At 76.4% G+C, this 25510-nt stretch carries 22 protein-coding genes; 11 read left to right on the top strand and 11 right to left on the bottom strand.

Annotated elements, in window-relative coordinates:
- Window positions 1–106: 106 nt before the first annotated feature.
- Window positions 107–1240: an XdhC family protein gene (locus D7294_RS24515; RefSeq protein ID WP_120683396.1), complete on the top strand. Its 1134-nt coding sequence runs from the start codon at window positions 107–109 to the stop codon at window positions 1238–1240.
- Between the two features lie 9 nt (window positions 1241–1249).
- On the top strand, window positions 1250–2350 hold the full coding sequence (locus tag D7294_RS24510; RefSeq protein ID WP_120683395.1) for a winged helix DNA-binding domain-containing protein: 1101 nt from the start codon (window positions 1250–1252) through the stop codon (window positions 2348–2350).
- A gap of 36 nt (window positions 2351–2386) precedes the next feature.
- Here D7294_RS24510 and D7294_RS24505 read toward each other — a convergent pair whose 3' ends face one another.
- Window positions 2387–2986 carry a hypothetical protein gene (locus D7294_RS24505; RefSeq protein ID WP_338325691.1) on the bottom strand — a complete coding sequence of 200 codons (600 nt, stop codon included), beginning with the start codon at window positions 2984–2986 and terminating at the stop codon, window positions 2387–2389.
- Window positions 2987–3394: 408 nt separating this feature from the next.
- On the opposite strand from D7294_RS24505, the gene D7294_RS24500 reads away from it, so the two are divergent.
- From D7294_RS24500 to D7294_RS24490, 3 genes are all read left to right on the top strand, one after another.
- A complete protein-coding gene (locus D7294_RS24500; protein ID WP_120683391.1) occupies window positions 3395–3718 on the top strand; it encodes a DUF5955 family protein in 324 nt (107 codons plus the stop codon).
- Window positions 3719–3791: 73 nt separating this feature from the next.
- Window positions 3792–5159 carry an 8-oxoguanine deaminase gene (locus tag D7294_RS24495; protein WP_241562597.1) on the top strand — a complete coding sequence of 456 codons (1368 nt, stop codon included), beginning with the start codon at window positions 3792–3794 and terminating at the stop codon, window positions 5157–5159.
- Between the two features lie 142 nt (window positions 5160–5301).
- The gene (locus D7294_RS24490; RefSeq protein WP_120683387.1) at window positions 5302–6585 is read left to right on the top strand and encodes a sulfite oxidase; all 1284 of its coding nucleotides are present in this window, start codon (window positions 5302–5304) and stop codon (window positions 6583–6585) included.
- Between the two features lie 123 nt (window positions 6586–6708).
- Here the strand turns inward: D7294_RS24490 and D7294_RS24485 are convergent, their stop codons facing one another.
- Entirely contained in the window at window positions 6709–7146 is a 438-nt protein-coding gene (locus D7294_RS24485; protein ID WP_120683385.1) for a winged helix-turn-helix transcriptional regulator, read from the bottom strand.
- A 105-nt stretch (window positions 7147–7251) separates the two neighbouring features.
- On the opposite strand from D7294_RS24485, the gene D7294_RS24480 reads away from it, so the two are divergent.
- Window positions 7252–8118, top strand: a complete 867-nt coding sequence (locus D7294_RS24480; RefSeq protein ID WP_120683383.1) for an alpha/beta fold hydrolase — start codon at window positions 7252–7254, stop codon at window positions 8116–8118.
- A gap of 21 nt (window positions 8119–8139) precedes the next feature.
- On the opposite strand, the gene D7294_RS24475 is transcribed toward D7294_RS24480, so the two are convergent.
- The 4 genes from D7294_RS24475 to D7294_RS24460 form a co-directional block, all read right to left on the bottom strand.
- Window positions 8140–8865 (bottom strand): DUF4232 domain-containing protein, encoded by a 726-nt coding sequence (locus D7294_RS24475; RefSeq protein ID WP_120683381.1) that lies wholly within the window; start codon window positions 8863–8865, stop codon window positions 8140–8142.
- Between the two features lie 72 nt (window positions 8866–8937).
- On the bottom strand, window positions 8938–10530 hold the full coding sequence (aceB, locus tag D7294_RS24470) for a malate synthase A (protein WP_120683379.1): 1593 nt from the start codon (window positions 10528–10530) through the stop codon (window positions 8938–8940).
- A gap of 109 nt (window positions 10531–10639) precedes the next feature.
- Window positions 10640–11233: a nucleotidyltransferase family protein gene (locus D7294_RS24465; protein WP_120683377.1), complete on the bottom strand. Its 594-nt coding sequence runs from the start codon at window positions 11231–11233 to the stop codon at window positions 10640–10642.
- 73 nt (window positions 11234–11306) lie between these two features.
- A complete protein-coding gene (locus D7294_RS24460) occupies window positions 11307–12089 on the bottom strand; it encodes an IclR family transcriptional regulator (RefSeq protein ID WP_120683375.1) in 783 nt (260 codons plus the stop codon).
- A 241-nt stretch (window positions 12090–12330) separates the two neighbouring features.
- On the opposite strand from D7294_RS24460, the gene D7294_RS24455 reads away from it, so the two are divergent.
- The 3 genes from D7294_RS24455 (at window position 12331) to D7294_RS24445 (ending at window position 16023) form a co-directional block, all read left to right on the top strand.
- Entirely contained in the window at window positions 12331–12765 is a 435-nt protein-coding gene (locus tag D7294_RS24455) for a guanyl-specific ribonuclease (RefSeq protein ID WP_241562596.1), read from the top strand.
- A 378-nt stretch (window positions 12766–13143) separates the two neighbouring features.
- Window positions 13144–14340, top strand: a complete 1197-nt coding sequence (locus D7294_RS24450; RefSeq protein WP_120683373.1) for a cytochrome P450 family protein — start codon at window positions 13144–13146, stop codon at window positions 14338–14340.
- A gap of 378 nt (window positions 14341–14718) precedes the next feature.
- Window positions 14719–16023 carry a methyltransferase gene (locus D7294_RS24445; RefSeq protein WP_479681733.1) on the top strand — a complete coding sequence of 435 codons (1305 nt, stop codon included), beginning with the start codon at window positions 14719–14721 and terminating at the stop codon, window positions 16021–16023.
- A 413-nt stretch (window positions 16024–16436) separates the two neighbouring features.
- Here the strand turns inward: D7294_RS24445 and D7294_RS24440 are convergent, their stop codons facing one another.
- The gene (locus tag D7294_RS24440; RefSeq protein ID WP_120683371.1) at window positions 16437–17456 is read right to left on the bottom strand and encodes a LacI family DNA-binding transcriptional regulator; all 1020 of its coding nucleotides are present in this window, start codon (window positions 17454–17456) and stop codon (window positions 16437–16439) included.
- 328 nt (window positions 17457–17784) lie between these two features.
- Here D7294_RS24440 and D7294_RS24435 point away from each other — a divergent pair, with 328 nt between their 5' ends.
- Window positions 17785–18930, top strand: a complete 1146-nt coding sequence (locus D7294_RS24435; RefSeq protein ID WP_120683369.1) for an ROK family glucokinase — start codon at window positions 17785–17787, stop codon at window positions 18928–18930.
- Window positions 18930–19496 (top strand): hypothetical protein, encoded by a 567-nt coding sequence (locus D7294_RS24430; protein ID WP_120683367.1) that lies wholly within the window; start codon window positions 18930–18932, stop codon window positions 19494–19496. Before D7294_RS24435 ends, D7294_RS24430 begins: the two co-directional genes overlap by 1 nt.
- Before the next feature lie 69 nt (window positions 19497–19565).
- Here the strand turns inward: D7294_RS24430 and D7294_RS24425 are convergent, their stop codons facing one another.
- From D7294_RS24425 to D7294_RS24410, 4 genes are all read right to left on the bottom strand, one after another.
- Window positions 19566–20711, bottom strand: a complete 1146-nt coding sequence (locus tag D7294_RS24425) for a glycerate kinase (protein ID WP_120683365.1) — start codon at window positions 20709–20711, stop codon at window positions 19566–19568.
- A 163-nt stretch (window positions 20712–20874) separates the two neighbouring features.
- Entirely contained in the window at window positions 20875–22554 is a 1680-nt protein-coding gene (locus D7294_RS24420) for an alpha/beta hydrolase (RefSeq protein WP_241562595.1), read from the bottom strand.
- Between the two features lie 45 nt (window positions 22555–22599).
- A complete protein-coding gene (locus tag D7294_RS24415) occupies window positions 22600–24018 on the bottom strand; it encodes a phytoene desaturase family protein (RefSeq protein ID WP_120683569.1) in 1419 nt (472 codons plus the stop codon).
- Between the two features lie 152 nt (window positions 24019–24170).
- Window positions 24171–25118, bottom strand: a complete 948-nt coding sequence (locus D7294_RS24410; protein ID WP_120683363.1) for an SDR family NAD(P)-dependent oxidoreductase — start codon at window positions 25116–25118, stop codon at window positions 24171–24173.
- Window positions 25119–25510 lie beyond the last annotated feature (392 nt).

Raw genomic sequence — 25510 nt, 5'->3', positions numbered from 1 at the left:
GGCGGCGGCCGGGGGCCCGGGGAGGAAACCGGGGGCGGGACGCGCAGCCTGCGGGGCCCGGGAGCGCCGGGCCCGGCCCACCCGAGACACCAGGAGAGAACCGCACATGCTTGACCTCGCCGCCGAGCTGGACCAGTGGTGCCGTGAGGGGCGCGCCTTCGCGGTCGCCACCGTGGTGGCCGTGGGCGGCAGCGCGCCGCGCCGGCCGGGCGCCGCCCTCGCGGTGGCCGCGGACGGCACGGCCCTCGGCAGCGTCTCCGGCGGCTGCGTCGAGGGTGCGGTCTACGAGCTGTGCCGGCAGGCCCTCGACACCGGGCGCCCGCTCGTCGAGCGCTTCGGCTACGCCGACGCCGACGGCCTCGCGGTCGGCCTCACCTGCGGCGGCAGCGTCGAGGTGCTGGTCACCCCGGTGCCCGCGGACGCCCCCGCGCGGCCCGCCCTCGGCGCCGCCCTGGCCGCGGCGGCGCGGGGCGAGGCGGCGGCCCTCGCCCGGGTGGTGGCCGGGCCCGCCCCGCTGCCCGGCGGCGCGCTGCTGGTCACGCCGGGCGCTCGCGCGGCCGGCGGCCTCGGCCTGGGCGCCGCCCTCGACGGCGCCGCCGCCCGCGCCGCCGCGGACGCGCTGGGCGCCGGGCGCACCGGCACCGTCCGGGTCGGCGACCGGGGCGGGCTCTGCGGGCGGCAGGTCACCCTCTTCGTCGAGTGCAGCCTGCCCCCGCCGCGGATGCTGGTCTTCGGCGCCGCCGACTTCGCCGCCGCCCTGGTGCGCGCGGGCGCGTTCCTCGGCTACCGGGTCACGGTCTGCGACGCGCGGCCGGTCTTCGCCACGGCCGCCAGGTTTCCCGGGGCCGCGGAGGTGGTCGCCGACTGGCCGCACCGCTACCTGGAGTCGGAACGCGACCGGCTCGACGCCAGGACCGTGGTGTGCGTGCTGACCCACGACGCGAAGTTCGACGTGCCGCTGCTGGTGCGGGCCCTGCGGCTGCCGGTGGCCTACGTCGGCGCGCTCGGCTCGCGCCGCACCCACGCCGACCGGCTGCGCCGGCTGCGCGAGGCAGGGGCCACCGAGGAGGAGCTGGCGAGGCTGCGCGCGCCGATCGGCCTCGACCTCGGCGCCCGCACCCCCGAGGAGACGGCGCTGGCGATCGTCGCCGAGGTCGTCGCCCTGCGGCGTGGCGGCACGGGCCGCCCGCTGACCGGCACAAACCTGCCGCTCCACCGGACTGTCACAGGCGCCTTCTAGAGTCCGGGCATGACCGGACGCCCGCTCACCACTCGTGAACTCAACCGTGCCCTGCTCGCCCGCCAGCTGCTCGCCGAGCGCTCCCCCTGGGACGCGGCGCGGGCCGTCACGCACCTCGTGGGCCTCCAGACCCAGGTCCCCGGCAACCACTACACGGCGCTGTTCTCGCGGCTGGCCGGTTTCGACCCGCGCGACTTCTCGCGGCGCCTGGCCGAGCGCGAGTTCGTCAGGCTCAGCATGCAGCGCTCCACCATCCACACGGTCACCGCGGCCGACTGCCTGGCGCTGCGGCCGGTGCTCCAGGCGGCGGGGGAGAGCAGCTTCCGCTCCAACTGGGCCCGGCGCCTGCCCGGGGTCGACCTGGCGGAGCTCGCGGCCCGCGCCGCCGGGCTCGCCGCCGAACAGCCGCGCACGCTCACGGAGTTCGGCGCGCTGCTGCGGGAGCGGTGGCCCGAGAGCGAGGCCCGCGCCCTCGGCGCCGCGGTGCGGCACGCCCTGCCGATGGTGCAGGTGCCCCCACGCGGCCTCTGGCAGCGCGGCGGCGCCCCCCGGCACACCACGGCCCAGAGCTGGCTCGGCGCCGCACTCGGCACCGAGACCGCCCCGGACGCGCTGATGCTGCGCTACCTCGGCGCGTTCGGGCCCGCTTCGGTCAAGGACGCGCAGATGTGGTCGGGGCTGAGCAGGCTGCGCGAGGTCTTCGAGCGGCTCCGGCCGCGGCTGGCCGTCTTCCGCGACGAGCAGGGCACCGAGCTGTTCGACCTGCCCGAGGCGCCGCGCCCGGGCGCCCAGGCGCCCGCCCCGGCCCGCTTCCTGCCCGAGTTCGACAACGTGTTCATCGGGCACGCGGACCGCACCCGGGTGATATCGGACGAGGCCAAGTCCCGTTCCTGGTCGGGCGGGAGCCGCCCGCTCCCGGTCTTCCTCGCCGACGGCTTCGTCCGCGGCTCCTGGCGGATCGACGCCGACCGCGGGCGCACCCGGGCCACCCTGCTGCTCACCCCCTTCGGGCCGCTCGCCCCGGCCGAGCGCTCCGGTCTCGAAAAGGAGGGGGCCCGGCTGCTCGGCTTCCACGCCCCGGACGCCGCCCACGAGATCCGCTTCGCCTGACCCCTCGCGCCGGGCCGCCGCCCCCGGCGGCGCCGCTCAGGCCGCGCCGCCCGCCCCCCGCGCCACCAGCTCCTCCGCGGCCTCGTTCACCGGCTGCGGCGTGCCCGTCAGGTCGAGCACGAACAGCGGCACCCGCAGCGCGTCCGCCTGGCCCCTGGCCCGCCGGTCGTACCCGGCGAGCGCGAAGGCCACCGCGAGCGCGCCCTCCGCCATGCCGTGCAGCCACAGCGTCTCGATCCTGCGCGGCCCGGTCGGGGCCGTCGTAGGGTCGACCAGGCCCACCACGCCCTGCCCGGTGAGCCCGACCACGGAGCCCGGGCGCGGCACGGCCGTGCGCACCCCGGCGAAGCCGAGCCAGTCCAGGTAACGGGCCGCGCAGGCCACCGCGTCGTAGGCGGTCCTGATCGTCAGCGGCTCGAAGGGCGGGCGCGCCACCGCCGCCCGGGGGGACGCGGGAGGCGGCTCGTCACCCGCCGCCAGCCGCACGGTCACCCCGCAGGGGCACTCGAACTCCGGCTGCGGCCACTGCCCGCGGCGCCCGCAGGTGGCGCAGTCGATCTCCGTCCAGGACCCCGCCCAGGACCGGTGCCGCACCGGCACCGCCGCGGCGCTCGCCCGGGGCGGCGGCACCTCCACGGGCGCCCCACACGCGCACGGAAACGCAGGCGGTATGTAGGAATGCTCCCGGCGGCACGCCGGGCAGCGCACGAGCATGCATTTCGCCATCTCTCACTCCAGAGACCGGACTTCCTGCGGAGATTGTCGCAGCGCCCGCCCCGGTGAGGGTGCCTGGTCAGCCAGATGCGCGCGAGGTAATCCCAACGGGCCGCTTTTCCTGTTCCACGCCCTGACAAGGGATTTGTTCACTCGTACGTGGCGTTCATTCTCGCCCTCCGTATGGCGTGATGCGCGGACAGTGATATTTACTGTCGCTGTAGGGTCTGCCGACCACCCGCACAGTGCGGGGGAACGGTGAAGGCGATCCGCCTCGAACAGGACGGCAGGGGAGGCCGAGTGGTGCCAGGAGAAGCCGAGACCGCTCGCATGATGCGGAGCGTGGGCGCGAGCGCCGACCCGCGGCTGCTCGCCTTGCGGGAGGCGGCGACGCGGCTGCGCCGCGATCTCAACGCCTTCCGCGCCCCGCTCGCGGACCGGGAGATCGCCGAGCGCGAGCTGACCGCCCTCGACGGCCTCATCGCCGCCGGAGTGCCCGACGAGGCGGCGCTGCGGCACACGCTGCTGCTGATCGCCGCGGCGGTCGGCTCGGTGAGCGCCCTCGCGCCCGGCGTGGTGCGGCTGCGGCATGCCGTCGAGCTGTTCGGCGTCCCGCACCCCGGGCTCCCCGCCACGCGGCGCACCCCCAGGTGAGCGGCGCCCCCGCGGCACCGGTTCCGGCACGGCCCTCGACACGGCTCCCGCCGCTGTGGCTAGATTTGACGGCGTGACCGACCGGACCGTCATCGAGAACTGTGCCCTCGCCACCGTGGACGCCGCCGGAACGGAACACGCCGCCGGCCACCTGGTCCTCGCCGACGGCCGCATCGAATCCCTCGGCCCCGGACCGGTCCCCGCCCCTCTCGCGGGCGTGACCCGCAGGATCGACGCCACCGGGCACCTGGCCACCCCGGGCCTGATCAACACCCACCACCACTTCTACCAGTGGCTCACCAGGGGGCTGGCCCAGGACGCCAAGCTCTTCGACTGGCTTGCCGCGCTGTATCCGATCTGGGCGAGGATCGACGAGCCGATGGTGGAGACCGCGGCCCGCGCCTCCCTGGCGATGATGGCCCGCGGCGGCGTGACCACCGCCATGGACCACCACTACGTCTTCCCCAAGGGGGCGGGCGACCTGCTCGGGGCCGAACTGCGGGCCGCCGCCGCGCTCGGGGTGCGGTTCGTCGCCGCCCGCGGCTCCATGGACCTGGGCGCCTCCAGGGGCGGGCTGCCGCCCGACTTCGCGGTGGAGCCGGTGGACGAGGCGCTGCGGGCCACCGAGGAGGCCGTACACGCCCATCACGACCCCTCCTTCGGCTCGATGCGGCAGATCGTCGTGGCGCCCTGCTCGCCCTTCTCCGTGTCCACCGAGCTGCTGCGCGAGGCCGCCGTGCTGGCCAGGCGCCTCGGCGTGCGGCTGCACACGCACGGCTCGGAGACGGCCGAGGAGGCGTCGTACTGCCGGGAGGTCTTCGGCCTCGGCCCCACCGAGTACCTGGAGTCGGCCGGCTGGCTCGGCGAGGACGTGTGGATGGCGCACTGCGTGCACCTGGAGGACGCGGACCTCGCGGCCTTCGCCCGCACCGGCACCGGTGTGGCCCACTGCCCCTCCTCCAACGCGCGGCTCGGCGCCGGGCTGGCCCGGGTGCCGGAACTGCTCGCCGCGGGCGTGCCCGTCGGCCTCGGCGTGGACGGCACCGGCTCCAACGAGACGGGTGAGCTGCACACCGAATTGCGCAACGCCCTGCTCCTCAACCGCCTCGGCCCGCACCGCGAACGGGCCCTGACGGTCAGGCAGGCGCTGTGGCTGGGCACCATGGGCGGGGCCAGGGTCCTGGGCAGGCAGCGCGAGATCGGCTCGCTCGAACCCGGAAAACTGGCCGACCTCGTGCTGTGGCGTCTTGACGGGCTGGGCCACTCCACCATCGCCGACCCGGTCGCCGCGCTGGTCCTCGGCCCACCGGCGCCGGTCACCCTCTCCCTGGTCGGCGGCGTGCCCGTGGTGGAGAACGGGCGGCTGCTGAGGGCGGACGAGGAGGTCATCGCCCGGGCCGCCAGGTCCGAGGCGCGCCGTCTGGCGGAACTCGCGGGCTGAGCGCGCCCGGCGCACCACGGGCGCGCCGGGGCCCGCCCCGGGGGCGCGCGGGGGGCGGCAGCGCGGGCCCCCGCGCCAAAGTTCACGGGGCCGCAATGTGCCGCAATGGCACGCCGGGCACGGCCCGTTGCACGATCGGTGGATGTCCATCGACGAGAGAGCCCATGACCGCCGGCGGCTGCGCCAGTGGCTCGCCGGCCGGGCGCGCGCGGAGGGCGTGCGCCGCCGGGACCTGCTGCGGCTGCTCGCCGCCGCGGGTGCCGTCTCCGCGGGTGCCGCCGCGGCCCCCCGCGCCGCCGCCGCCCCGGCGCCCGCCGACGGCCCGGCCGACCCGGCGCCTGGCATCGTCAAGCCGCTGCCCGAGGAGCAGTTCACCGTCCGCGGCACGAACGCCGAGACCCGCTGGTCCGCCCTGCGCGGCACCGGCTACCACACGCCCAACGCGCTGTTCTTCGTCCGCAACCACACGGCCACGCCGCTCCTCGACGCGGACGCGTGGCGGCTGCGGGTCTGGGGGAGCGGGCTGCGCGGCGGCGAGGCCGTCTTCGGCCTCGACGACCTGCGCCGCCTGCCCGCCACCACGCACTCGGCCTTCGTGGAGTGCGCCGGCAACGGCCGTTCCTTCTACGCCTCGCAGCAGGGCGAGACCGTCTCGGGCACCGCGTGGACGCTGGGCGCGATCGGCGTGGCGCGCTGGCGCGGGGTCAGGCTGGCCGAGGTGCTGGCCCGCGCCGGGCTCCGCGGCGACGCCGTCGACGTGATGCCGCGCGGGCTGGACGCGGAGGTGACGGACGCCGCGGGCGCGAACCTCGGGCACGTCAGGCGCCCGCTGCCGCTGGCCAAGGCGCTGTCGGACGTGCTCCTCGCCTACGAGATGAACGGCGAGCCGCTTCCCCCTGACCACGGCGCCCCGGTGCGGGTTCTGGTGCCGTCCTGGGTGGGGATCTCGCACCTCAAGTGGGTGGGGGACATCGAGGTGGCGGCCGAGCCCCTCTACTCCCCCTGGAACACCGACCTCTACCGGCTCTTCGGGCCCGTCTACCCGCCGGAGGGCAGCGAGCCGCTGACCCGGCAGAGCCTCAAGAGCGCCTTCGAACTCCCCTTCGGCGCCGCCTTCGTGGCCGGGCGCTCCTACCGGCTGCACGGCCGCTCCTGGTCGGGCGCCGGGGGCGTGCGCCGGGTCGAGGTGAGCACGGACGGGGGCGCGAGCTGGCGGCCGGCCAGGCTGCGGGACGCGCCGCGCCGCGACGGCTGGGTCCGCTGGTCGGCGGAGTGGACGCCGGCGGCGGCCGGACCCGCGGAGCTGCTGGCGCGGGCCACCGACGAGCGGGGCACCACCCAGCCGGAGCGCGCGGTCTTCAACGAGCAGGGCTACCTGTTCGACGCCGTGGTGCGCCACCCGGTCGAGGTGAGCCCCGCGGCCTGAACCCGGGCCGCGGGCGGAACCGGGCCCGCGGCGGCCGTGCCGCGCGGGCGCGCCCGGCCCCGTGGCCGCCGGTGCCGTGCGGCGGCCGTGCCGCGCACCCCGGCGGGCCGCCGCACGGGTGGGCTACGTGCCGGCGGGAGCGGGGGGCTCGGGCGCGGCCCGGGGCCCCGCTTGCGCCGGGGTGTCCTCGGCCGGCAGGTGGTGCCGCTCGATCTCCGCCATGTGCGTCTCGGCCCAGTCCCGCAGCGCGGACAGCGGGCCTTCGAGGGACAGGCCCAGGCCGGTGAGCCGGTAGTGCACCGCGGGCGGCACGGTGGGCTCGACGCGGCGCTCCACCAGGCCGTCGCGCACCATGCTCCGCAGGGTGACGGACAGCATCTTCTGCGAGACGCCCGGCATGCGGCGGCGCAGCTCGGCGAAGCGGACCTCCGCCGGGGCGGCCTCCGCAAGCGCCTTGACCGCCATCGAGGTCCACTTGGTGCCGATGCGGTCGAGCAGCTCGCGCGTCGGGCACCACGGGGAGAAGAGATCCCCGCGCCTGCCCCGTTCTGACCCGGTCACCCGTGGCTCACCACCTGAGGGAGAAGTGCCGTCTTCCGGCCGCCAGGTTAGTTCCCTAGCGTGAGCTTGTCACCAATGGTTACCCCTGACGAGCTGGAGAGTTCCATGGCCGAGGTCCGTCGCATCGCCGTCGAAGGCGTCGAGTTGAACGTGGCGACCGCAGGCCGCGGCCCGGCCGTCGTGCTGCTCCACGGCTTCCCCCACACCTGGGAGCTGTGGACGGACGTGATGGCGGACCTGGCGCGGCGTCACCTGGTGATCGCGCCCGACCTGCGCGGCCTCGGCGGCAGCGGCCGCGCCGCGGACGGGTACGACGCGGGGACCCTCGCCGAGGACGTCGCCGGGCTGCTCACGGCGCTGGGCGTCCCCTCGGCCGCCGTCGTCGGCATCGACGCGGGCGTCGCGCCCGCCTTCCTGTTCGCCCTGCGGCACCCGGGTCGGGTGCGGCGGCTGGTCCTGATGGAGGCCCTGCTCGGCGGGCTGCCTGGGGCCGGGGACCTCCCGGCGGAGGGCCGCCCGTGGTGGTTCGGCTTCCACGCCGTCCCCGGCCTCGCTGAGCGGCTGCTTCAGGGCAGGGAGGCGGCCTACGTGGACTGGTTCCTGGACACCGGAACCCTCGGCGCGGGGGTGCGCCCGGCCCTGCGGGACGCCTTCGTGCGCGCCTACACCGGCAGGGAGGCGCTGCGGTGCGCGTTCTCCCACTACCGGGCCCTGCCCCAGAGTGCGGCGCAGATCCGGCAGGAGACGGCCGGGGCCCGCCTCCTGGTGCCGGCGATGGCGGTGGGCGCCCACCCGGTCGGCGCGGCCCTGGAACGCCAACTGCGGCCCCTCGCAGACGAGTTGACCGGGCACGTCATCGAGGACTGCGGCCACATCATTCCCCTGCACCGGCCCGACGCGCTGCTCGGGCTGCTGCGCCCCTTCCTGGCCGCAGATCCGCAGTCCGCGCCGCGACCCGCGCCGCCCGGGTGACGCGGGCCCGGCGCGGCGGGCTCAGTCCGGGCCGGGCCGTTCCGTTGCCCCCGCCTCGGGGTCGAAGCCTTCGGCCGCGCCGGTGCCCTGGTCCTCGCCGCCGCGCTCCCGCCAGGGGCCGACGCCGACCAGGCCCGTGGTGCCGACGTCCACGCCGCCGTCCGGCCGCACCCGCTGGGGCGCCAGGCCCTCGGCCGGGGTGACCTCGAGGAAGGCGCCGTTCACCGGCGTCCCCGCGGTGACCGTGTTCCGCCACAGCAGCGGGGCCTCGGCGGTCTCGCCCGGGGCCAGCGTCACCTGCTGCGGGGGATCGTCGAAGCCCTCGACGACCGCGATGCCGGCCGAGCCCCGCGCGAACTCCACGTCCAGGGGCTGCCCTTGCTCGTCCAGCAGCCGCAGCAGCGGGTAGCCCTCCACCGGGTAGGGCTCCTCCCCGCAGTTCGTCAGCAGGATCGAGGTGGCCCGCAGCCCCAGGGCGGCGTCCACCGGCGCCGGGGAGAGACGGACGCCGTCGTCCGGGCACTCCGTTCCCACCGCCTCCTCCCCGGCGGACGGGGAGGGCACCACGTAGGCCGGGTCCGACGCCGGGGAGGAGCCGGAGGGAGCGGGGGGCACCGCCGCGGCCTGCTGCCCGGCGCGCTCCGTGCCGCAGCCGGCCAGGAGGCCGGCCAGCAGGCAGCCGAACGCCGCCCACCGCAGGCGGGGGCCGGTCACCCGGTCCGTGATCGGCGTGAGAGGTCTGTCCATCCCCCGATCATCGCAGGCGGGTTCGCGCCCCTCCCCGGCCGGGGACGCCTCCCCGGCCGGGGGCGGCGGGCCTCAGGGGAGCAGGGGATAGGCGGCCAGGGTGAGGAAGTCCACGTACTCCTTGTCGAGGGCGATCCGCATCAGCAGGTCGAAGGCCCGCTCCCAGCCCTGGTCCACGTACGCGTCCTCGCCGACCTCCTCACGGATCGCCACCAGCTGGTCGGCCGCGACGCGTTGCACGTAGTCGCGGGTGACGCGCTCGCCGTTGTCGAGGGTGACGCCGGCGGCGATCCACTGCCAGATCTGCGAGCGGGAGATCTCCGCCGTGGCCACGTCCTCCATCAGGTCGAAGACGGCCACCGCCCCCTTCCCGTCCAGCCACGCCCTGAGGTAGCGGGTGCCCACCTGGATCGCGTTCTCCAGGCCGGCCTGGGTGGGGCCGGCGTCCACATCGCCGACGGCCAGCAGGTCCTCCGCGGTGACGTTGACGTCCTCGCGCAGCCGGTCCTTCTGGTGCGGCCGGTCGCCCAGCACCGCGTCGAAGGACTCCCTGGCCACCGGGACGAGCCCGGGGTGCGCCACCCAGGAGCCGTCGAACCCGTCGGCCGCCTCCCGGTCCTTGTCGGCCTTGACCTTGGCGAAGGCCAGCTCGTTGACCTCGGCGTCGCGGGAGGGGATGAACGCCGCCATGCCGCCGATCGCGTGCGCCCCGCGCCGGTGGCAGGTGCGGACCAGGAGCTCGGTGTAGGCCCGCATGAAGGGGGCGGTCATCGTCACGGCGTTGCGGTCGGGCAGCACGTACCTCGCGCCGCGGTCCCGGAAGTTCTTGATCAGCGAGAACAGGTAGTCCCAGCGGCCGGCGTTCAGCCCCGAGGCGTGGTCGCGCAGTTCGTAGAGGATCTCCTCCATCTCGAAGGCCGCGGTGATCGTCTCGATCAGCACGGTGGCCCTGACCGTGCCGTAGGGAATGCCGAGCCGCTCCTGCGCGAAGACGAACACGTCGTTCCACAGCCGCGCCTCCAGGTGCGACTCCAGCTTCGGCAGGTAGAAGTACGGGCCCTTGCCGAGGTCGAGCAGCCGGCGCGCGTTGTGGAAGAAGTACAGGCCGAAGTCCACCAGCGCGCCCGGGATCGCCCGCCCCTCGACAGTGAGGTGCCGCTCGTCGAGGTGCCAGCCCCTGGGCCTGGTCACGATGGTGGCCAGCTCCTCGTCGGGGCGCAGCGCGTAGCGCTTTCCCCGCTCGTCCGTGAAGTCGATGCGGCGGCGCAGGGCGTCCGCCAGGTTGAGCTGGCCGCCCACCACGTTCTCCCAGGTGGGGGAGGAGGCGTCCTCGAAGTCGGCGAGCCAGACCCGGGCGCCTGAGTTCAGCGCGTTGACGGTCATCTTCCGGTCGGCCGGGCCGGTGATCTCCACCCGCCGGTCCTCGAGCGCGGGGGGCGCGGGGGACACCTGCCACACCCCCGCCTGCACGCCGGTGGCGGGCAGGAAGTCGAGCTTGCCGGTGCGTGCGATCTCCTCGCGGCGCGCGGCCCGCCGGACGAGGAGCTCGTCCCGGCGCGGGGTGAACCGCCGGTGCAGTTCGGCGAGGAAGTCCAGCGCCTCCTCGGTGAGCACCTCGTCCTGCCGGGGCAGGGGCGCCGGGGCGTCGACGGTGACGGCGGACATGGGCGGTCACTCCTTCAGCGAGACGGAATGCGGATGCTAGTTTCCTCATTGCGGAAGATCAACGAGGAGTGCGGGCCTGGCGGCTCACCCGGCGGCGTGGCCGGGCGGCTCACCGAAGGTCAACGAGGTCTCCCGGCTCGTCGATGTCGTCGGGCGCGGCCACGTCGGCGCACTCCACCTGCGTGATCTCCCCCTCGTGCGCCCGGAGATACGCCCGCGCCCCGCGGTCCCCGCGCGCCTCCCGCACCACCCCCGCGAAGTGGGCGGCGCCGATCAGCACCGGGTGCCCGCGCCGCCCCGCGTAGGCCGCGGCGGCCAGCGTCTCGGGCGTCCGGTACGCGGCGAGCACCCGGGCCATCGCCGCCGCGCCCACCCCCGGCTGGTCCACGAGACTGACCAGCGCGCCCCGGGCGCCGGCGCCGGCGAGCGAACGGAGGCCGGCCCGCAGCGAGGAGCCCATCCCGGACTCCCAGTCCCGGTTGACCACCACCACACAGCCCGTCAGGTCCGCCCTGGCCCGCACCTCTTCCGCGGCGGCGCCCAGCACCACGTGCACCCGGCCGCAGCCGGCCGCGCGCAGGTCGGCCGCGGCCCGTTCCACGAACAGCCGCCCCCGGCCCACCAGCAGGGCCTTGGGCCTGCCGCCGAGCCGCCGCCCGCCGCCCGCGGCGAGCACGAGTCCGCCCACGGCGCCCTCAGTCATGCGCCCCAGCCTAGAGCGAGCCGCCCGGGAGCGCGCGGGCCCGGGCGCGCCGGGAAACCGGGGCGGGCGCGGCTCAGGCGCCGGTGTGGCCGGCGAGCGCCGCGGACAGGTCCCGCGCGACCTCCTGCAGGAGCGGCACCATCTTCTCGATGGCCTCGTCGGTGACCCGCCCGGCGGGACCCGACACCGAGATCGCCGCCGAGGTGGGGGAGTCGGGGACCCGCACCGCGACGCATCGCACGCCTATCTCCTGCTCGTTGTCGTCGACGGCGTAGCCGCGGGCGCGGACCCGGGTCAGCGCCTCCAGGAACGCGTCCGGCGTCGTGAGCGTGCGCTCGGTCGCCGCCGGCATCCCGGTGCGGGCGAGCAGGGCCCGCACCTCGCGGTCGGGGAGCCCGGCGAGCAGCGCCTTCCCCACCCCCGTCGAGTGCGGCCTGACCCGGCGCCCGACCTCCGTGAACATCCGCATCGAGTGCCGCGAGGGCACCTGCGCCACGTAGACGGCGTCGTCCCCGTCGAGCAGCGCCATGTTGGCCGTCTCGCCGGTCTCCTCCACCAGCCGGGCCAGGTGCGGCCTGGCCCAGGTGGCGAGCGGGCGCGCCGCGCTCTCCCCGAGGCGGATCAGCCGCGGGCCAAGCGCGTAGCGGCGGTTGGGCTGCTGGCGCACGTAGCCGCAGGCGACCAGGGTGCGCATCAGCCGGTGGATCGTGGGCAGCGGCAGGCCGCTGCTCGCCGCGAGCTCGCTCAGCCCCGTCTCCCCGCCCGCGTCGGCCATGTGCTCCAGCAGGCCGAAGGCGCGCTCCAGGGACTGGACCCCGCCGCTGGCGGAGGACTTGCGGACGTCGGACGGCGGCACGTCGCGTTCCTGTTCGAAGAGGTCGGGGCTCGGTGTGGCGATCAGCGGCAGCCTACCCGCACCCGGCGCGCCCTCCCCGCCGCCCCACGGCCGAAACCGGACGCCGGTGCGAGTGAGGCGAATGCTCTGTGGCGGCCGCCGGGGGGAAGCTGTGGAGCGGCGGGACCATCCTGTGAACTCCTGGGAAATATCCGCAGGGCCACGTTGACGAGCCGCGCGGCCCTCGGCCCATCCTGTTGGCATGGGCATGAACCCTCGCTCCCGCCTTCGCGGGACTGTCCGGATCGGCGCCCTCGGCGCCCTGCTGACGACCGTGCTCCTCGGCGGTCAGGCGACCGCCGCCTCCCCCACCCTCGCGGACCGGCCCGCCGCCACCGTCGCGCCGTTCGCCGTCGGCGACATCTGCTACACCGACCTCCCCGACGAGGCATACGACACGCTCGACCTGATCGACGCGGGCGGCCCGTTCCCCTATCCCCAGGACGGGACCGTCTTCCAGAACCGCGAGGGCATCCTCCCCTCCCAGCCCTCCGGCTACTACCACGAGTACACCGTGGAGACCCCCGGCAGCGACGACCGCGGCGCCCGCCGCATCGTCACCGGCGAGGGCTACGAGGAGGACTACTACACCGCCGACCACTACGCCTCCTTCGACCTCGTCGACTTCGACTGCTGACCTGGCGGCCGGCCGCCCGGCCCACCCCACGACTCCCGCACGCGCGTCCCCCCACACGGCGCCGGAACCGTCCCCCACACGGTTCCGGCGCCCCCTTTTCTGCGGCGTTCCTTTCGGGTTCCTCCCGCGTTCCTTCCGCCTCCCTTTCGCGTTCCTCCCGCCTTCCTCTCGGGTTCCTTCCCGCGCTGCCCCCGCGGCGTTCCCGGCGCCGATTGCCGCGCCCGCACCCCGGCGTGCCAGGGGCTTCTTCCGTGAACCCGCAGGTCGGGGCCGGTCGTTGACGCTCCGCCAGGGCGGCGGCGATGATGCCGGAGGACGCCCGGGCCGGCCCGGCCGGCGACGCGGCAGGACGAACGGCACGACGAAGGGTGGGGCCTCGTGGCGCAGGACGTCATCGCCGACCTGGCGGCGCTCGGCCAGGACTTCGCGCGCAACCCCTACGAGGTCTTCGCGCGGCTGCGCGCCCGCGGCCCCGTGCAGCGCGTGCGCACGCCCGCAGGCTACGAGGCCTGGCTGATTCTCGGCTACGAGGAGGCGCGGGCGGCACTCGCCGACCCGCGGCTGGTCAAGGCGTACCCCACCGCCCCCGGGGAGGTCGGCTATGTGCGCCCGGGCCCCGACACGCACCTGCTGGCCGTGGACCCGCCCGACCACACCAGGCTGCGGCGGCTGGTCGCCAGGGAGTTCACCGCCCGCCGGGTGGCCGCCCTCGAACCGCGGGTGCGGGAGATCACGACCGGGCTGCTCGACGCCATGCTCGCCGCCCCGTCGCGGCGCGCCGACCTGGTGCCGGCCCTGTCCTTCCCGCTGCCGATGACCGTGATCTGCGAGCTGCTCGGGGTCCCCGAGCTGGACCGCGAGCAGTTCCGCGCCTGGTCCAACACGCTGACGAGCGCCGCGCCCGTCGAGGAGCAGGAGGCCGCGGTGCCGCTGGTCGGCGCGTACCTCGCCGACCTCGTCGAGGCCAAGCGCAGCCGGCCGGGCGAGGACCTGATGAGCGACCTGATCGCCACGGCCGACGAGGAGGGCGACCGGCTCTCCCCCGGGGAACTGCTCGGCATGGCCTGGATCCTGCTCATCGCCGGCCACGAGACGACCGTGAATCTGATCACCAACGGCACCCTGGCCCTGCTCACCCACCCCGACCAGCTCGCCCTGCTGCGCGGCGACCCCTCCCTGCTGGAGGGCGCGGTGGAGGAGATGCTGCGGTACGACGGACCCGTGCCCACCCCCACCGTCCGCTTCACCAGGGAGCCGACGCGGATCGCCGGCACCCTCATCCCGGCCGGGGAGGTCGTCCTCCCGGTGATCGCGGACGCGGACCGCGACGAGGCGAAGTTCCCCGAGCCGGCGCGGTTCGACATCACCCGCGAGACCCGGGGGCACATCGCCTTCGGCCACGGCATCCACTACTGCCTCGGCGCGCCGCTGGCCCGCCTGGAGGCCCGCGTCGCCTTTGCGGAACTCCTCGCCCGCGCCCCCGGGCTGGCCCTCGACGTGCCGGCCCCCGACGCCCTCTCCTGGCGCGTGGGCATGCTCATCAGGGGACCGGTGAGCCTGCCGGTCCGCTGGTGAACGCCCCGGCAGGCGCCCCGGCTTGCCCCGCGGCGCCCCGCCGTGCGAACCTCGGGCCCACGTGCAGGTGACCGAACGCCAGGCGACCGGAAGGGGCGGGTTGATGATCTCGGGCTGTGCCCCCGCCCCGGTTCCCGGCCTCGTCCTCGGCGACGCCTCCCGCCGCGCCTCGGCGCGGGAGCGATAGCCGGCCCGTCACCCCTGCCGCCCGTCACACCGTCCGCCCGATCGCCCCGGCCCCGGGGCGGATCGCGGCCCCGGGCGGGACCGGCCCCGGCGCGGGCACCACCGGCGCGGCCCCGCGTCGGGCGGCCCCGGCAGCGCTCCCCGCCGACGTGCGTCTCGCGTCACCGTTGGCCCGAGCACGAGGAGCACGTGGTGTCCACGTCCCGATGCACGCCCCCTTCCACCCCACCGCCCGAGTCCCCGCCCCCGTCCCCGCCTCCGTCCGCGGACGGCCCACCGGCCGGGCCCGGCCTGCCCCCGGCCGGTGCCGCGCCCCTGGTGCGCTGGCGGGAGGCCCACTTCCCCAGAGCCGCCCCCTGGCACTCCGCGCAGGGCGCCCCGCCGCCCGGGCGGGTCCTCCCCGCCGACGAGAGCCTGAGCCGGGACGCCGCCTACCGCCTGGCCCGCGGGGGCACGGCACTGCTGTGGCGCGGCGACTACCCCGGGGCCGGGCGCCTGCTGCGGGAACTCGGCAGCCGCGCCGCGCGCGAGCCCTCCCCGGCGGGGAGCCCGCCCGGTTCCTACGCCGCCCACCGCGCCGCCCGCGCCCGCCGGGCGGCGGCCCGCGGCGCGCTGCTGGTGCTGCTCGGCGAGGACCTCGGCCTCGACCTGCCCGGGGCCCCCGACGTCCGCCGCGCCTGTGCCGAGGCATACGGGCCGGTGCGCGGCCCGATGGTGGTCGCGCTGAGCGAACTGCTCGGCGTGCTGGGGGCGCACCAGTGGCGCCGCACGGGAGTCGTGGTGCCCGCCCTGGGCGCACGCATCCACCCGCACTACGGCGTCTTCCCGCCCACCAGGGGCGAGTACGTCCGCCTGGTCGCCGAGGCGCCGCTGCCCGCGGCCACCGCCGGGGGCGCCCGGCGGATCGCCTTCGACCTCGGCACGGGCACCGGAGTCCTCGCCGCCGTGCTGGCCCGCCGCGGGTTCGGCCGCGTCCTGGCCACCGACGTCAGCCCGCGCGCCCTGGCCTGCGCCCGCGACACCATGGGGCGGCTCGGCCTCTCCGCCCGCGTCCGGATCACCGGGCCCGCCCTGTACCCGGAGGGGCGCGCCGACCTCGTCGTGTGCAACCCGCCCTGGCTGCCCGGCGATCCGCGGGCGCCGCTCGACGCGGGCGTCCACGACCCGGAGAGCCGCATGCTGCGTGGCTTCCTGAACGGGCTCGACGGGCACCTGCGGCCGGGCGGCGAGGGCTGGCTGATCCTCTCCGACCTGGCCGAGCGCCTGGGCCTGCGCGCCCCCGGGGAGCTGCGGGAGCTGATCGCGGCCGCCGGGCTGCGGGTGGCGGGCCGGCTCCGCACCAGGCCCGGGCACCCGCGCTCGCGCCGGCGTGCGGACCCGCTGCACGCCGCGCGCGCCGCGGAGGTGGTGACCCTGTGGCGGCTGGCCCCGGACCGGCCGCGGGGGCGCGCCGCCGGACGGCGGGGGAGTCCCGCCCGCCGGCGCACGGGCGAGTGAACGGCGCCCGCAGGGCGAGGGGCGCTGCGCCGCGGCAAGGCGGCGCAGCGCCGGCGGGCCCGTCGGGGCGCGACCGGCAGCCGGGCCGAGCCGTGTCCGCGCACGTCGGCGGAAGGCCGGAAGGCGTGCGTGGCGCGGCTGCGGCTCCTCGCGGGGAAGGCGGTTGAGGCGAGGGCGGTCGCGCGGCCCCGGCGGGCCGAGGGAAGTCAACTGCTTTACCGGTTCAGCGTCAAGAGGGGAGAGCGGCGGGAAGTGCGGAGGAAAACCAGGGCCAGGCGATTGCGAAAATTTCGGTGCGGCCCTGTGCGGACGTGTTCGCAGAATCGTCCCGCTTCCCTTCCGGCATCCCGGGAGGGAGCTCTCTAAACCGGTTTACTTCTTTTGCCGCGCCGCCCCGGGGGTGCCCTGCGGCACTATCCGTCCCGGGGAGCCGGCCCCGTGGAGCCGCGCCGGGCGAGCGAGGGCGCCGGGTCCTCGCTGTCGCCGGTGGCCGCGCCGCCCGCCGCCTCCCGCAGCCGCCTGGCCGCGTGGGCGCCGTAGGCGCAGATGTCCCGGCTGAGCGCGGTGAGCGAGGGGCTGACCAGCTCGCACAGCGGGGAGTCGTCCCAGGCGACGATCGACAGCTCGGCGGGGACGGCGAGGCCGAGCCGCTGGGCCGCGGTCAGCCCCGAGACGGCCATCACGTCGTTGTCGTAGAGGATCGCCGTCGGCCGCCCCGGCCCGCCGAGCAGCTCGGCGGTGGCCGCCGCGCCCCGTTCGCCGCTGTAGTCGGCCTCCAGGGTCCGCCCGCTCAGGCCGAGTTCGCGGATCACCCGGTCGAAGGCGGCGTTCCTGATCGAGGTGTGCCGCAGGTGCCCTGGCCCCGAGACGCGGGCGAGGCGCCGGTGCCCCAGCTCCGCGAGGTGGGCGACCGCCGTGGCCACCGCGGCCGCGTCGTCGCTCCACACGGCGGGCAGCCCGCCGGTGCCGAGCGGCGCGCCGATCACCACCACGGGCATGCCCAGCTCCCGGAGCACCGGCACCCTGGCGTCCTCGACCTGGAGGTCGACCAGGAAGACCCCGTCCACCAGGCGGCGCGCCCACCAGCTGCGGTACAGGGCGATCTCCGCGGCCTGGTCCTCGGCCATGGTCAGCAGCAGGGGCGTGGTGTCCACGGCCAGTTCGGCCTGGATGCCGGAGATCAGCTGCATGAAGAAGGGTTCGAGGCCCAGCGTGCGCGCCGGCCGGTCGATGACCATCCCGAAGGAGCCCGCCCTGCCGTCGGACAGGGCCCTGGCGGCGCTGCTGGGCTGCCAGCCGAGTTCCTCGGCGATCGCGAGAATGCGCCGCCGCGTCGGCTCGGAGACGCCCCGGCGCCCGTTCAGCGCGAAGGAAACGGCGGCCTTGGTCACGCCCGCCCGGCGGGCGATGTCCTGCATCGTGGGACGCTTCACCTGCTCTCCTCCCGCGCCCTGAGCCGGTTTCTCCCGGGAGATCCCCGATCCGGTTCAGCGGGATCTTTGCACGAATGCCGAAAAGCCGGGACGCGGCAGCGGCATCCGGCACCGCGCGGCCCCGGCATTTCCCGGCAACGCCCCCGCGGAAAGCCGCCCGGCCGGCCTGCCGGGCAGCCACGCCCGTGCGCCCGGGCGGCGGGGGATCGCCCCGGCCGCATCGAGCGCATCGGGCGCCCGGGGGCCTTTCGGCCGCCGCAGGAGGGGAGCACCCCGATGCGGGCGGCCACCGGCCCGGCCCACGCCGGGGTAGGGCACAATCGAGCCGATGAGTACCTACCGTGAGCGCGCGAACCGCCGGACGGCGCGGGGCAACGTGCTGCGCGCCCTCGCCACGCGCGAGCGGCGCTCACATCTGTCCGCCCCCCGGGTCCCCACCGTCGGCATCGACATCGGCGGGACCAAGGTGATGGCGGGGGTCGTGGACGCCGACGGCACCATCCTGGAGCGGGTGCGCACCGAGACGCCGGACAAGTCCAAGAGCCCGAAGGTCGTCGAGGACACCATCGCCGAGCTCGTCCTCGACCTGTCCGACCGGCACGACGTGCACGCCGTGGGCATCGGGGCCGCGGGCTGGGTGGACGCCGACCGCTCGCGCGTGCTGTTCGCGCCGCACCTGGCCTGGCGCAACGAGCCGCTGCGCGACTCCCTGGCCACCCGGCTCGCGGTGCCGATCATGGTGGACAACGACGCGAACACGGCCGCCTGGGGCGAGTGGCGCTTCGGCGCCGGCCGGGGCGCCGAGCACCTGGTGATGATCACCCTGGGGACCGGCATCGGCGGCGCCATACTGGAGGGCGGCCGCGTCAAGCGCGGCGCGTTCGGGGTCGCGGGCGAGTTCGGCCACATGCAGGTGGTGCCGGGCGGCCACCGCTGCCCCTGCGGGAACCGGGGCTGCTGGGAGCAGTACAGCTCGGGCAACGCCCTGGTGCGCGAGGCCCGCGAGCTGGCCGCGGCCGACTCGCCGGTGGCCCAGCACATCCTGGACCGGGTGGGCCACCAGATCGGCGACATCACCGGCCCGCTGATCAGCGAGCTGGCCAGGGCGGGCGACCCGATGTGCGTGGAGCTGCTGGAGGACGTCGGCCGCTGGCTCGGCGTGGGCATCGCCAACCTGGCCGCCGCCCTCGACCCGGCCAGGTTCGTCATCGGCGGGGGCGTCAGCGAGGCGGACGAGCTGCTCATCGCGCCCGCGCGGGACGCGTTCCGCCGCCAGCTGACCGGCCGCGGCTACCGCCCCGAGGCCACCGTCGTCCGCGCCGAGCTGGGCGCGGACGCGGGCATGGTGGGCGCCGCCGACCTGGCGCGGCTGGTGGCCCGCAGGTTCCGGCGCGCCAACCGGCGGCGCGCCGAGCGCGTGCACCGCACCGGCTTCGAGCTGCGGCTGCCGCCGCGGGGGCGGGCGGCCGGCTGATGGCCACGACGACGGCCGACGCGCCCGCCGCGGCCCCGGGGCGCCCGCCCCGCCGCCCCCGCCACCGCTGGCTGACGGCCCTCTTCGTCGTGCTGCTGATCGCCCTGCCCGCGGGCTACCTGGCGCTCTCCGCCTACCAGAGCCGGGACAGCGGCGAGGGCAAGGAGCGCATCGCCTCGGCGCGCGGGCTGATCTACGAGTGGCCGAGCAAGGTCCAGCGGCGCATCTACGACGTGCCCATCCCCAGCGGCGCCGCGTACGTGGGCTACTACGAGGAGAACTCCTGGGACCGGAGCACGATGTACGTCGAGTTCCGCTGCTCGCCGCGGCAGCTGTCGCGTTTCCTCGAGGACCTGGGGACCGAGCCCTCGGCGCTGGAGGAGGGCGAGGTCACCGTCGGCAGGGCCGACGCCAACACCGTGGGCTGGGACTTCGAGGACCCGGGGCGCACCTTCGCCGGGCTGGTCGTCCACAAGTCGCAGGCGGAGCCGGAGGTGGCGGTCACGGTCGACGTCACCAGCGAGGAACGCCCCCGGGTCTACGTGGTGTCCACCAGCGAGCAGTGAGGATCGGGCCGTCCCGCCGGGGCGGCCCGCCCACGGGGCCGCCGCCTCGCGCCGGATGCGCGGCCGGGGTCACAGGCGTTCCTCGGCGAGCCGGCGGGCGGCGCGCTCCAGCAGCGGCGCCGCCTGCGCGATGCACACCGCGGGGTCGGGCTCCAGGTCGGTCAGCGCGTAGGCGGCCTCGATCCCGGCCGCGTGCAGGGCCGCCTCCTCGATGGCCAGGCGCCCGCAGACGGCCACCACCGGCTTGCCCGCGGCCCTGGCCGCCGCGGCGACGCCCGCGGGCGCCTTGCCGTGCAGGGTCTGTGCGTCGAGGGAGCCCTCGCCGGTGATCACCAGGTCGGCGGCGGCCAGCGCGGCCTCGAAGCCGAGGACCTCCAGGAGCACCTCGATGCCCGGCCTGAAGGTGGCGCCGAGGCCGACGAGGGCGCCGTAGCCGATGCCGCCGGCCGCGCCCGCGCCCGGGGCCTTGGCGGCCGCGGCGGCGGGGGCGCCCAGGGTCTCCCCGAGCACCCGCGCGTAGGTGGTGAGCGCCGCGTCGAGCGCCTCCACGTCCATCGGGTCGGCCCCCTTCTGCGGGCCGTAGACGGCCGCGGCCCCCGCCGGGCCGGTCAGCGGGTTGTCCACGTCGCTTGCGAGGACGAACGCGGTGTCCTTCAGCCGCGGGTCGAGCCCGGAGAAGTCCGCCCTGGCCAGCTCCCGCAGCGGCCCGCCACCGTGCGGCAGCGGGTCGCCCTCCGCGTCGTACAGCCGCGCGCCCAGGGCCGTCAGCATGCCCGCGCCGCCGTCCGTGGTCGCCGAGCCGCCCACGCCGAGGACGACGGTGCGCGCCCCGGCGTCCAGCGCCGCCGCGATCAACTCGCCCGTCCCGTAGGTGGTGGCGGTCATCGGCGCGAAGGTGAACGGCGGCAGCAGGCGCAGCCCGGAGGCCTCCGCCATCTCGATCACGGCCGTGTCCCCGCGCAGCGCGAACCGGGCCGTGACGGGCAGGCCGAGCGGGCCCGTCACCTCGGCCTCCCGCGCCGAGAAGCCCCCGGCGACCGCCGCGTCCACGGTGCCGTCCCCGCCGTCGGCGACGGGCAGCGAGGCCACGTCGAGGGCGGGCCTGGCCGCGCGCAGGCCCGCGGCGACGTGCCGCGCGACCTGGGCCGCGGTCAGCGAGCCCTTGAACTTGTCCGCGGCGATCAGCACGCGCGTGGTGGTCCCCGTGTCCGTCATGGTCAGCCCCTGTGGTCGTAGCGCCCCGCGGTCGAGCAGGCGGTCAAAGCCGCTGGCGACCCTATCCGGCCCGGGCCCGTGCGGGCCATGCCCGCCCCGGCCCGCGGAGGCGGCGCCGGTCACACCGGCCCGGCCCGCCGGGAGGGGCGGGCCGGGCGCCCTCTCAGCAGGCCCGCCCGTCCTCGGGCACCTCGCCGGTCAGCAGGTGGGCGTTCACCACCCCGGTGACGCAGGCGTCGCCCGAGGTGTAGGCGCTGTGGCCCTCGCCGTCGAAGCTGAGCAGCGGGGCCACCCCGGGGCCGCCGATGGCCTCCTGCATCCGGGCGGCGCCCTCGTAGGGGGTGGCCGGGTCGCCCGTGGTGGCCACCAGCAGGAGCGGCGAGGCGGCGTCCCGGGCCTCGTACGCGGGCCGCTCGGTCTCGGAGGCGGACACCGGCCAGCCCTCGCAGCCGGTCAGCGTCGCCGCCATGTACTCGCCGAACACCGGGGAGATGCCGGTGAGTTCGTCCTCGTGGGCCGTGGCCTCCTCCGGGCTCATGCCCGAGGGATCGTCGGCGCAGTTGATCGCGTTGTTGGCGGCGTTCTGGTTGCTGTAACGGCCCTGGGCGTCGCGGCCGGTGTAGAGGTCGGCGAGGTAGAGCAGGGTGTCGCCGGTGCCGGACCAGACGGCCTCCTGCAGGCCGAGGGTCAGGTAGTCCCAGGTGTCGGGCGAGTAGAGCGCGGCGGCGACGGCGGTCAGCGCGATGAGGGAGGTCAGCTTCCTGCCGTCGGGGTCGGAGGTCGGCAGCGGGCTCTCCTCCAGGCCGGCGAGGAGGCCGGCGAGCTCCTGGTTGCCCGCCTCGGGGTCGCTGCCGGTCGGGCACTCGGCGCCGTCCTGCTGGGCGCAGTGGGCCAGGTAGTGGTCGAGGGCCAGCTGGAAGCCCTCGGTCTGGAGGGTGGTCTGGGCCACCTGGTCGGGGTCGGGGTCGACGACGCCGTCGAGCACGGTGTGGCCGACGTTGCCGGGGAAGAGGTGGGCGTAGACGGCGCCGAGCTTGGTGCCGTAGGAGATGCCGAAGTAGTTCAGCCGCTCGTCGCCGAGGACGTGCCGCAGCAGGTCCATGTCGCGTGCGGTGTTGGCGGTGGTGACGTGCGGCAGCAGCTCTCCCGAGTTGGCCTCGCAGGCGGCGATGTACTCCTCGTCCTGCCGCTCGGACAGCGCCTCCTCCTCGGGGGTGTCGGGCACGCCGGTGAGCTCCTGGTTCTGCGCGTCCGTGGCGGCGTCGTCCAGGCAGACCACGCCGGCGCTCTCGCCCACGCCCCGCGGGTCGAAGCTGACCAGGTCGTAGCCGCCCGCGCGGAGTTCGCCGTACTCCTCCGCGGCCGGCGGGAGGGTGGCCACCCCGGAGCCGCCCGGGCCGCCGAAGTTGAAGACGAGCGAGCCGATGCGGTCGGCCTCGGGCGCGGTGGTCCGCTCGCGGATCAGGGCGATCGGGATCGTCTCGCCCTCGGGCGCGTCCCAGTCGAGCGGGACGGTGAGGGTGGCGCACTCCCACTCCTCGCCCGGGGCGCCCTCGGGGCTGGTGCCCTGGAGCGGGGTCGGGGCCTGGCAGGTCGCCCAGCTCAGGCGCTGCCTGCCCAGCTCGTCGGGCAGGCCCGGGTAGCTCTCCTGCGCCTGGCTCGCCTCCCCGCCCTGCGGCCCGCTGGAGGAGCGGCCCGAGGTGGGACGGTCGCTGCCGCCCGAGCAGCCGGCGGCGAGCAGGGCCACGGCGCAGGCCAGGGCGGTCGCGGCGGTGCGGGCGTGCCGCCGCCGGCCGCGGCCCCCGCGGGGCGAGGGGTGTGAAGGTCGTATGGTCGGATCCACAAGACGCAGACGCTACCGGCCGGGCCCGGGGCGCGCGCGGTCGGCTCAGACCCGGGTGGCCAGGCCGAGGCGGCGCCAGGCCGCCTTCGCCGCGTTGTGTCCCGACATCCCGTGCACCCCGGGTCCCGGCCAGGTGGCGGAGGAGCACAGGAAGACCGCCGGGTGCGGGGTCGCGTAGGGGTTCGCCGCAGGACGCGGCCGGAACATCGTCTGCAGTCCACGGAACGCGCCGCAGGCGATGTCCCCGCCCACGTAGTTGGCGTTGCGCCGGGCCAGTTCCGCGGGCCCGGCGACGGCCCTGGCCAGCACCAGGTCGCGGAACCCGGGCGCGAACCGCTCGATCTGACGCTCGATCGCCTCGGTCAGGTCGCCGTCCCAGCCGCGCGGCACGTGCCCGTACGCGTAGAACACGTGCTTGCCCTCGGGCGCGCGGCCGGGGTCGACGAGCGTCGGCTGGGTGGTGATGAGGAAGGGGCGCTCCGGGGCGCGCCCCCGCGCGGAGGCGTCCCGCAGCGCCGCGTGGATCTCGCCGCTGTCCGCCCCCAGGTGCACGGTCCCGGCCCGCCTGGCCTCGGGGGCCTTCCACGGCACGGGACCGTCGAGCGCGTAGTCCACCTTGAACGCGGCGGCGCCGTAGGAGAATCCGTCGAAGGCCCGCCCGAGGCCGGCGATCCTGGCCAGCGCGGTCGGGGAGGTGTCGAAGATGTACGCCCTGGCCGGCGGCAGTTCGTCGAGGCGCCTGACCTCGACCCCGGTGTGGATCACCCCGCCCAGGTCGCGCAGGTAGGCGGCGAGCGCGTCGGAGATCGCCTGCGAGCCGCCGCGCGCCAGCGGCCAGCCGCGCTCGTGGGCGGCGAGGGCGAACACGAGGGCGATCGCCCCGGTCATGGGGGTGCCCGGCACGGAGATCACGTGCGCGGCGAGGCCGGAGAACAGCGTCCTGGCCCGCTCGCCGCGGAACCTGCGCATCAGCAGCGAGGCCGGCTGGACCGCGTGCAGGCCGAACCGGGCCAGCGTGACCGGGTCGCGCGGCAGCCCGTCCCAGGGCACCTTGAGGAAGTCGCCGCTGAGCGAGGCCCACTTGCCGAGGAAGGGCGCCAGCAGGCGGCGGTAGGTGCCCGCGTCCCGCGGGTCGAGCGAGGCGGCCGTCTCGCCCACCGATGCGGCCAGCACCGCGGCGCTGCCGTCGGGGAAGGGGTGGGCCAGGGACAGCTCCGGCTGCAGCCAGGTCAGGCCGTAGCGCGCGAGCGGCATGGCGGCGAAGGCGGGCGAGCCGATCCCCATCGGGTGCGCGGCGGAACACGGGTCGTGCCGGAAGCCGGGCAGGGTCAGCTCCTCGGTGCGGGCGCCGCCGCCGACCGTCTCCTTCGCCTCGAACACCTCGACGGACAGGCCGCGGCGGGCCAGCTCGACGGCCGCGGTCAGCCCGTTCGGCCCGGCACCCACCACGACCACGTCTCGCATGGACGGCACTGCACGCTCCCCTCGCCGCTGAGGCTCGTCCTCCGGGGCGCCGCCGCGGCGGGTCCCGGGGGGTCCAAAGAATACGCCGCGCGCGCCGGGGCGCGGCCCACCGGCCGGGCCCCGCCCCCACGAGCCGGGCGCCCGCGCGCCGGTCAGGCGTGCCTGGCCGCGGCCAGCATCTCCAGCGACAGCCGCCACAGCCGGGCGGCGGCCTGCTGGTCGAGCGCGTGCGCGGCGACCCCGCTGTGGGCGCCGGGCTCGTGGGGCGCGGCCTCGTTGCAGTCCTCGAAGTAGCGGCCCCCGCGGCCGGCCAGCGGCGGCCAGGTCGCCACGAGCACGGGGGTGGCCGCGCCCTGCTCCGGCGTCCTGAACGGGAACTCGCCCCCGGCCGCCGCCCGTTCGGCCTCGTCCCGGCTCAGGTGGCGGGTCAGCCTGGTCCTGATCGCCCCGGGGTGCGCGGCGTTGACGGTGATGTCCTCGCTCGCCCAGCGCCGGTTCGCCTCCACCGCGAACAGCACGTTGGCGGTCTTCGACTGGGCGTAGGCGAGCGCGGGGTCGTAGGGCCGGTGGCGGAAGTGGACGTCCTCGAAGTCCACGCCGCCGCTCAGGTGCGCCGCCGAGCTGACCGTCACCACCCTGGCCCCCGAGGTCGCGGCGAGCACCGGGTGCAGCCCGGTGGCGAGGGCGAAGTGCCCGAGGTGGTTGGTCGCGAACTGCAGCTCCCAGCCCTCCCTGGTGCGCAGCTCCGGCGTGCACACGATGCCCGCGTTGTTCACCAGGATGTGCAACGGGCCCTGCCAGCCCGCGGTGAAGGCCGCCACCGAACCCTGGTCGGACAGGTTCAGCCGCGCCACCGCGATCCGCGGGTTCCCCGTCGTCGCCCTGATGTCCTCTGCGGTCGCCTCGCCCGTGTCCGGGTCGCGCGCGGCCAGCGTCACCTCGGCGCCCGCGGCGGCGAACGCCCGCGCGATCTCCACCCCGATGCCGGAGGTGGCGCCGGTCACGACGGCCCGGCGGCCGGTGAGGTCGACGCCGTCGAGCACCTCGGCCGCGGTGGAGTCGGCGGTGAACGGCGTGGTGATGCGCTCCGCTGCGCTCATGGGCTCGCGCCTTCCTGGCGCCCGGCGGCCCGGCCCACCCCGTGAAGGCGCGCCGGGGCGCCGTCGATTCGTCCTGCCTGCGCCATTATGGGCGCCCGCCCCGGCGGGGCGGGCGGCAACACGAGGCCGCCCCGCGCCGTCCGCCCGTTCCGGCGCCCGGCCGCGCGGCACCGCCGCTGTCGGACCCCCCGGGTAGCGTGCCCGGTGCCGGAAAGCGGAGGGCCGGCCGTGGCCCGGCCCTGCCCCAAACCTGCGAGGAGCACGAGGAGTCTCAATGATGAAGTCAAGCCGCCTGCGTGACTGGCGGGGCGGGGGTGAATACCCGGTTGTCGCGCAGGAGGACCCACAGGACGCTCGCCCGTCGGCGTGCGAGGGCGATGATGGCCTGGACG

This window comes from Streptomyces hoynatensis (assembly GCF_003626535.1).
Classification (GTDB): Bacteria; Actinomycetota; Actinomycetes; order Streptomycetales; family Streptomycetaceae; genus Streptomyces; species Streptomyces hoynatensis.
The sequence above is the reverse complement of the archived record's forward strand: the minus strand, read 5'-3'. Positions and strand labels throughout refer to the sequence as shown.

Bases quoted from the DNA above. Each gene is read 5' to 3' on its own strand.
- D7294_RS24490 (WP_120683387.1), top strand. From the start codon at position 5,302: ATGTCCATCGACGAGAGAGCCCATGACCGCCGGCGGCTGCGCCAGTGG.
- D7294_RS24425 (WP_120683365.1), bottom strand. From the start codon at position 20,711: ATGACGGACACGGGGACCACCACGCGCGTGCTGATCGCCGCGGACAAG.
- aceB (WP_120683379.1), bottom strand. From the start codon at position 10,530: ATGTCCGCCGTCACCGTCGACGCCCCGGCGCCCCTGCCCCGGCAGGAC.
- D7294_RS24515 (WP_120683396.1), top strand. From the start codon at position 107: ATGCTTGACCTCGCCGCCGAGCTGGACCAGTGGTGCCGTGAGGGGCGC.
- D7294_RS24430 (WP_120683367.1), top strand. From the start codon at position 18,930: ATGGCCACGACGACGGCCGACGCGCCCGCCGCGGCCCCGGGGCGCCCG.
- D7294_RS24455 (WP_241562596.1), top strand. From the start codon at position 12,331: ATGGGCATGAACCCTCGCTCCCGCCTTCGCGGGACTGTCCGGATCGGC.
- D7294_RS24475 (WP_120683381.1), bottom strand. From the start codon at position 8,865: ATGGACAGACCTCTCACGCCGATCACGGACCGGGTGACCGGCCCCCGC.
- D7294_RS24465 (WP_120683377.1), bottom strand. From the start codon at position 11,233: ATGACTGAGGGCGCCGTGGGCGGACTCGTGCTCGCCGCGGGCGGCGGG.
- D7294_RS24480 (WP_120683383.1), top strand. From the start codon at position 7,252: ATGGCCGAGGTCCGTCGCATCGCCGTCGAAGGCGTCGAGTTGAACGTG.
- D7294_RS24510 (WP_120683395.1), top strand. From the start codon at position 1,250: ATGACCGGACGCCCGCTCACCACTCGTGAACTCAACCGTGCCCTGCTC.
- D7294_RS24410 (WP_120683363.1), bottom strand. From the start codon at position 25,118: ATGAGCGCAGCGGAGCGCATCACCACGCCGTTCACCGCCGACTCCACC.
- D7294_RS24415 (WP_120683569.1), bottom strand. From the start codon at position 24,018: ATGCGAGACGTGGTCGTGGTGGGTGCCGGGCCGAACGGGCTGACCGCG.
- D7294_RS24500 (WP_120683391.1), top strand. From the start codon at position 3,395: ATGATGCGGAGCGTGGGCGCGAGCGCCGACCCGCGGCTGCTCGCCTTG.
- D7294_RS24435 (WP_120683369.1), top strand. From the start codon at position 17,785: ATGAGTACCTACCGTGAGCGCGCGAACCGCCGGACGGCGCGGGGCAAC.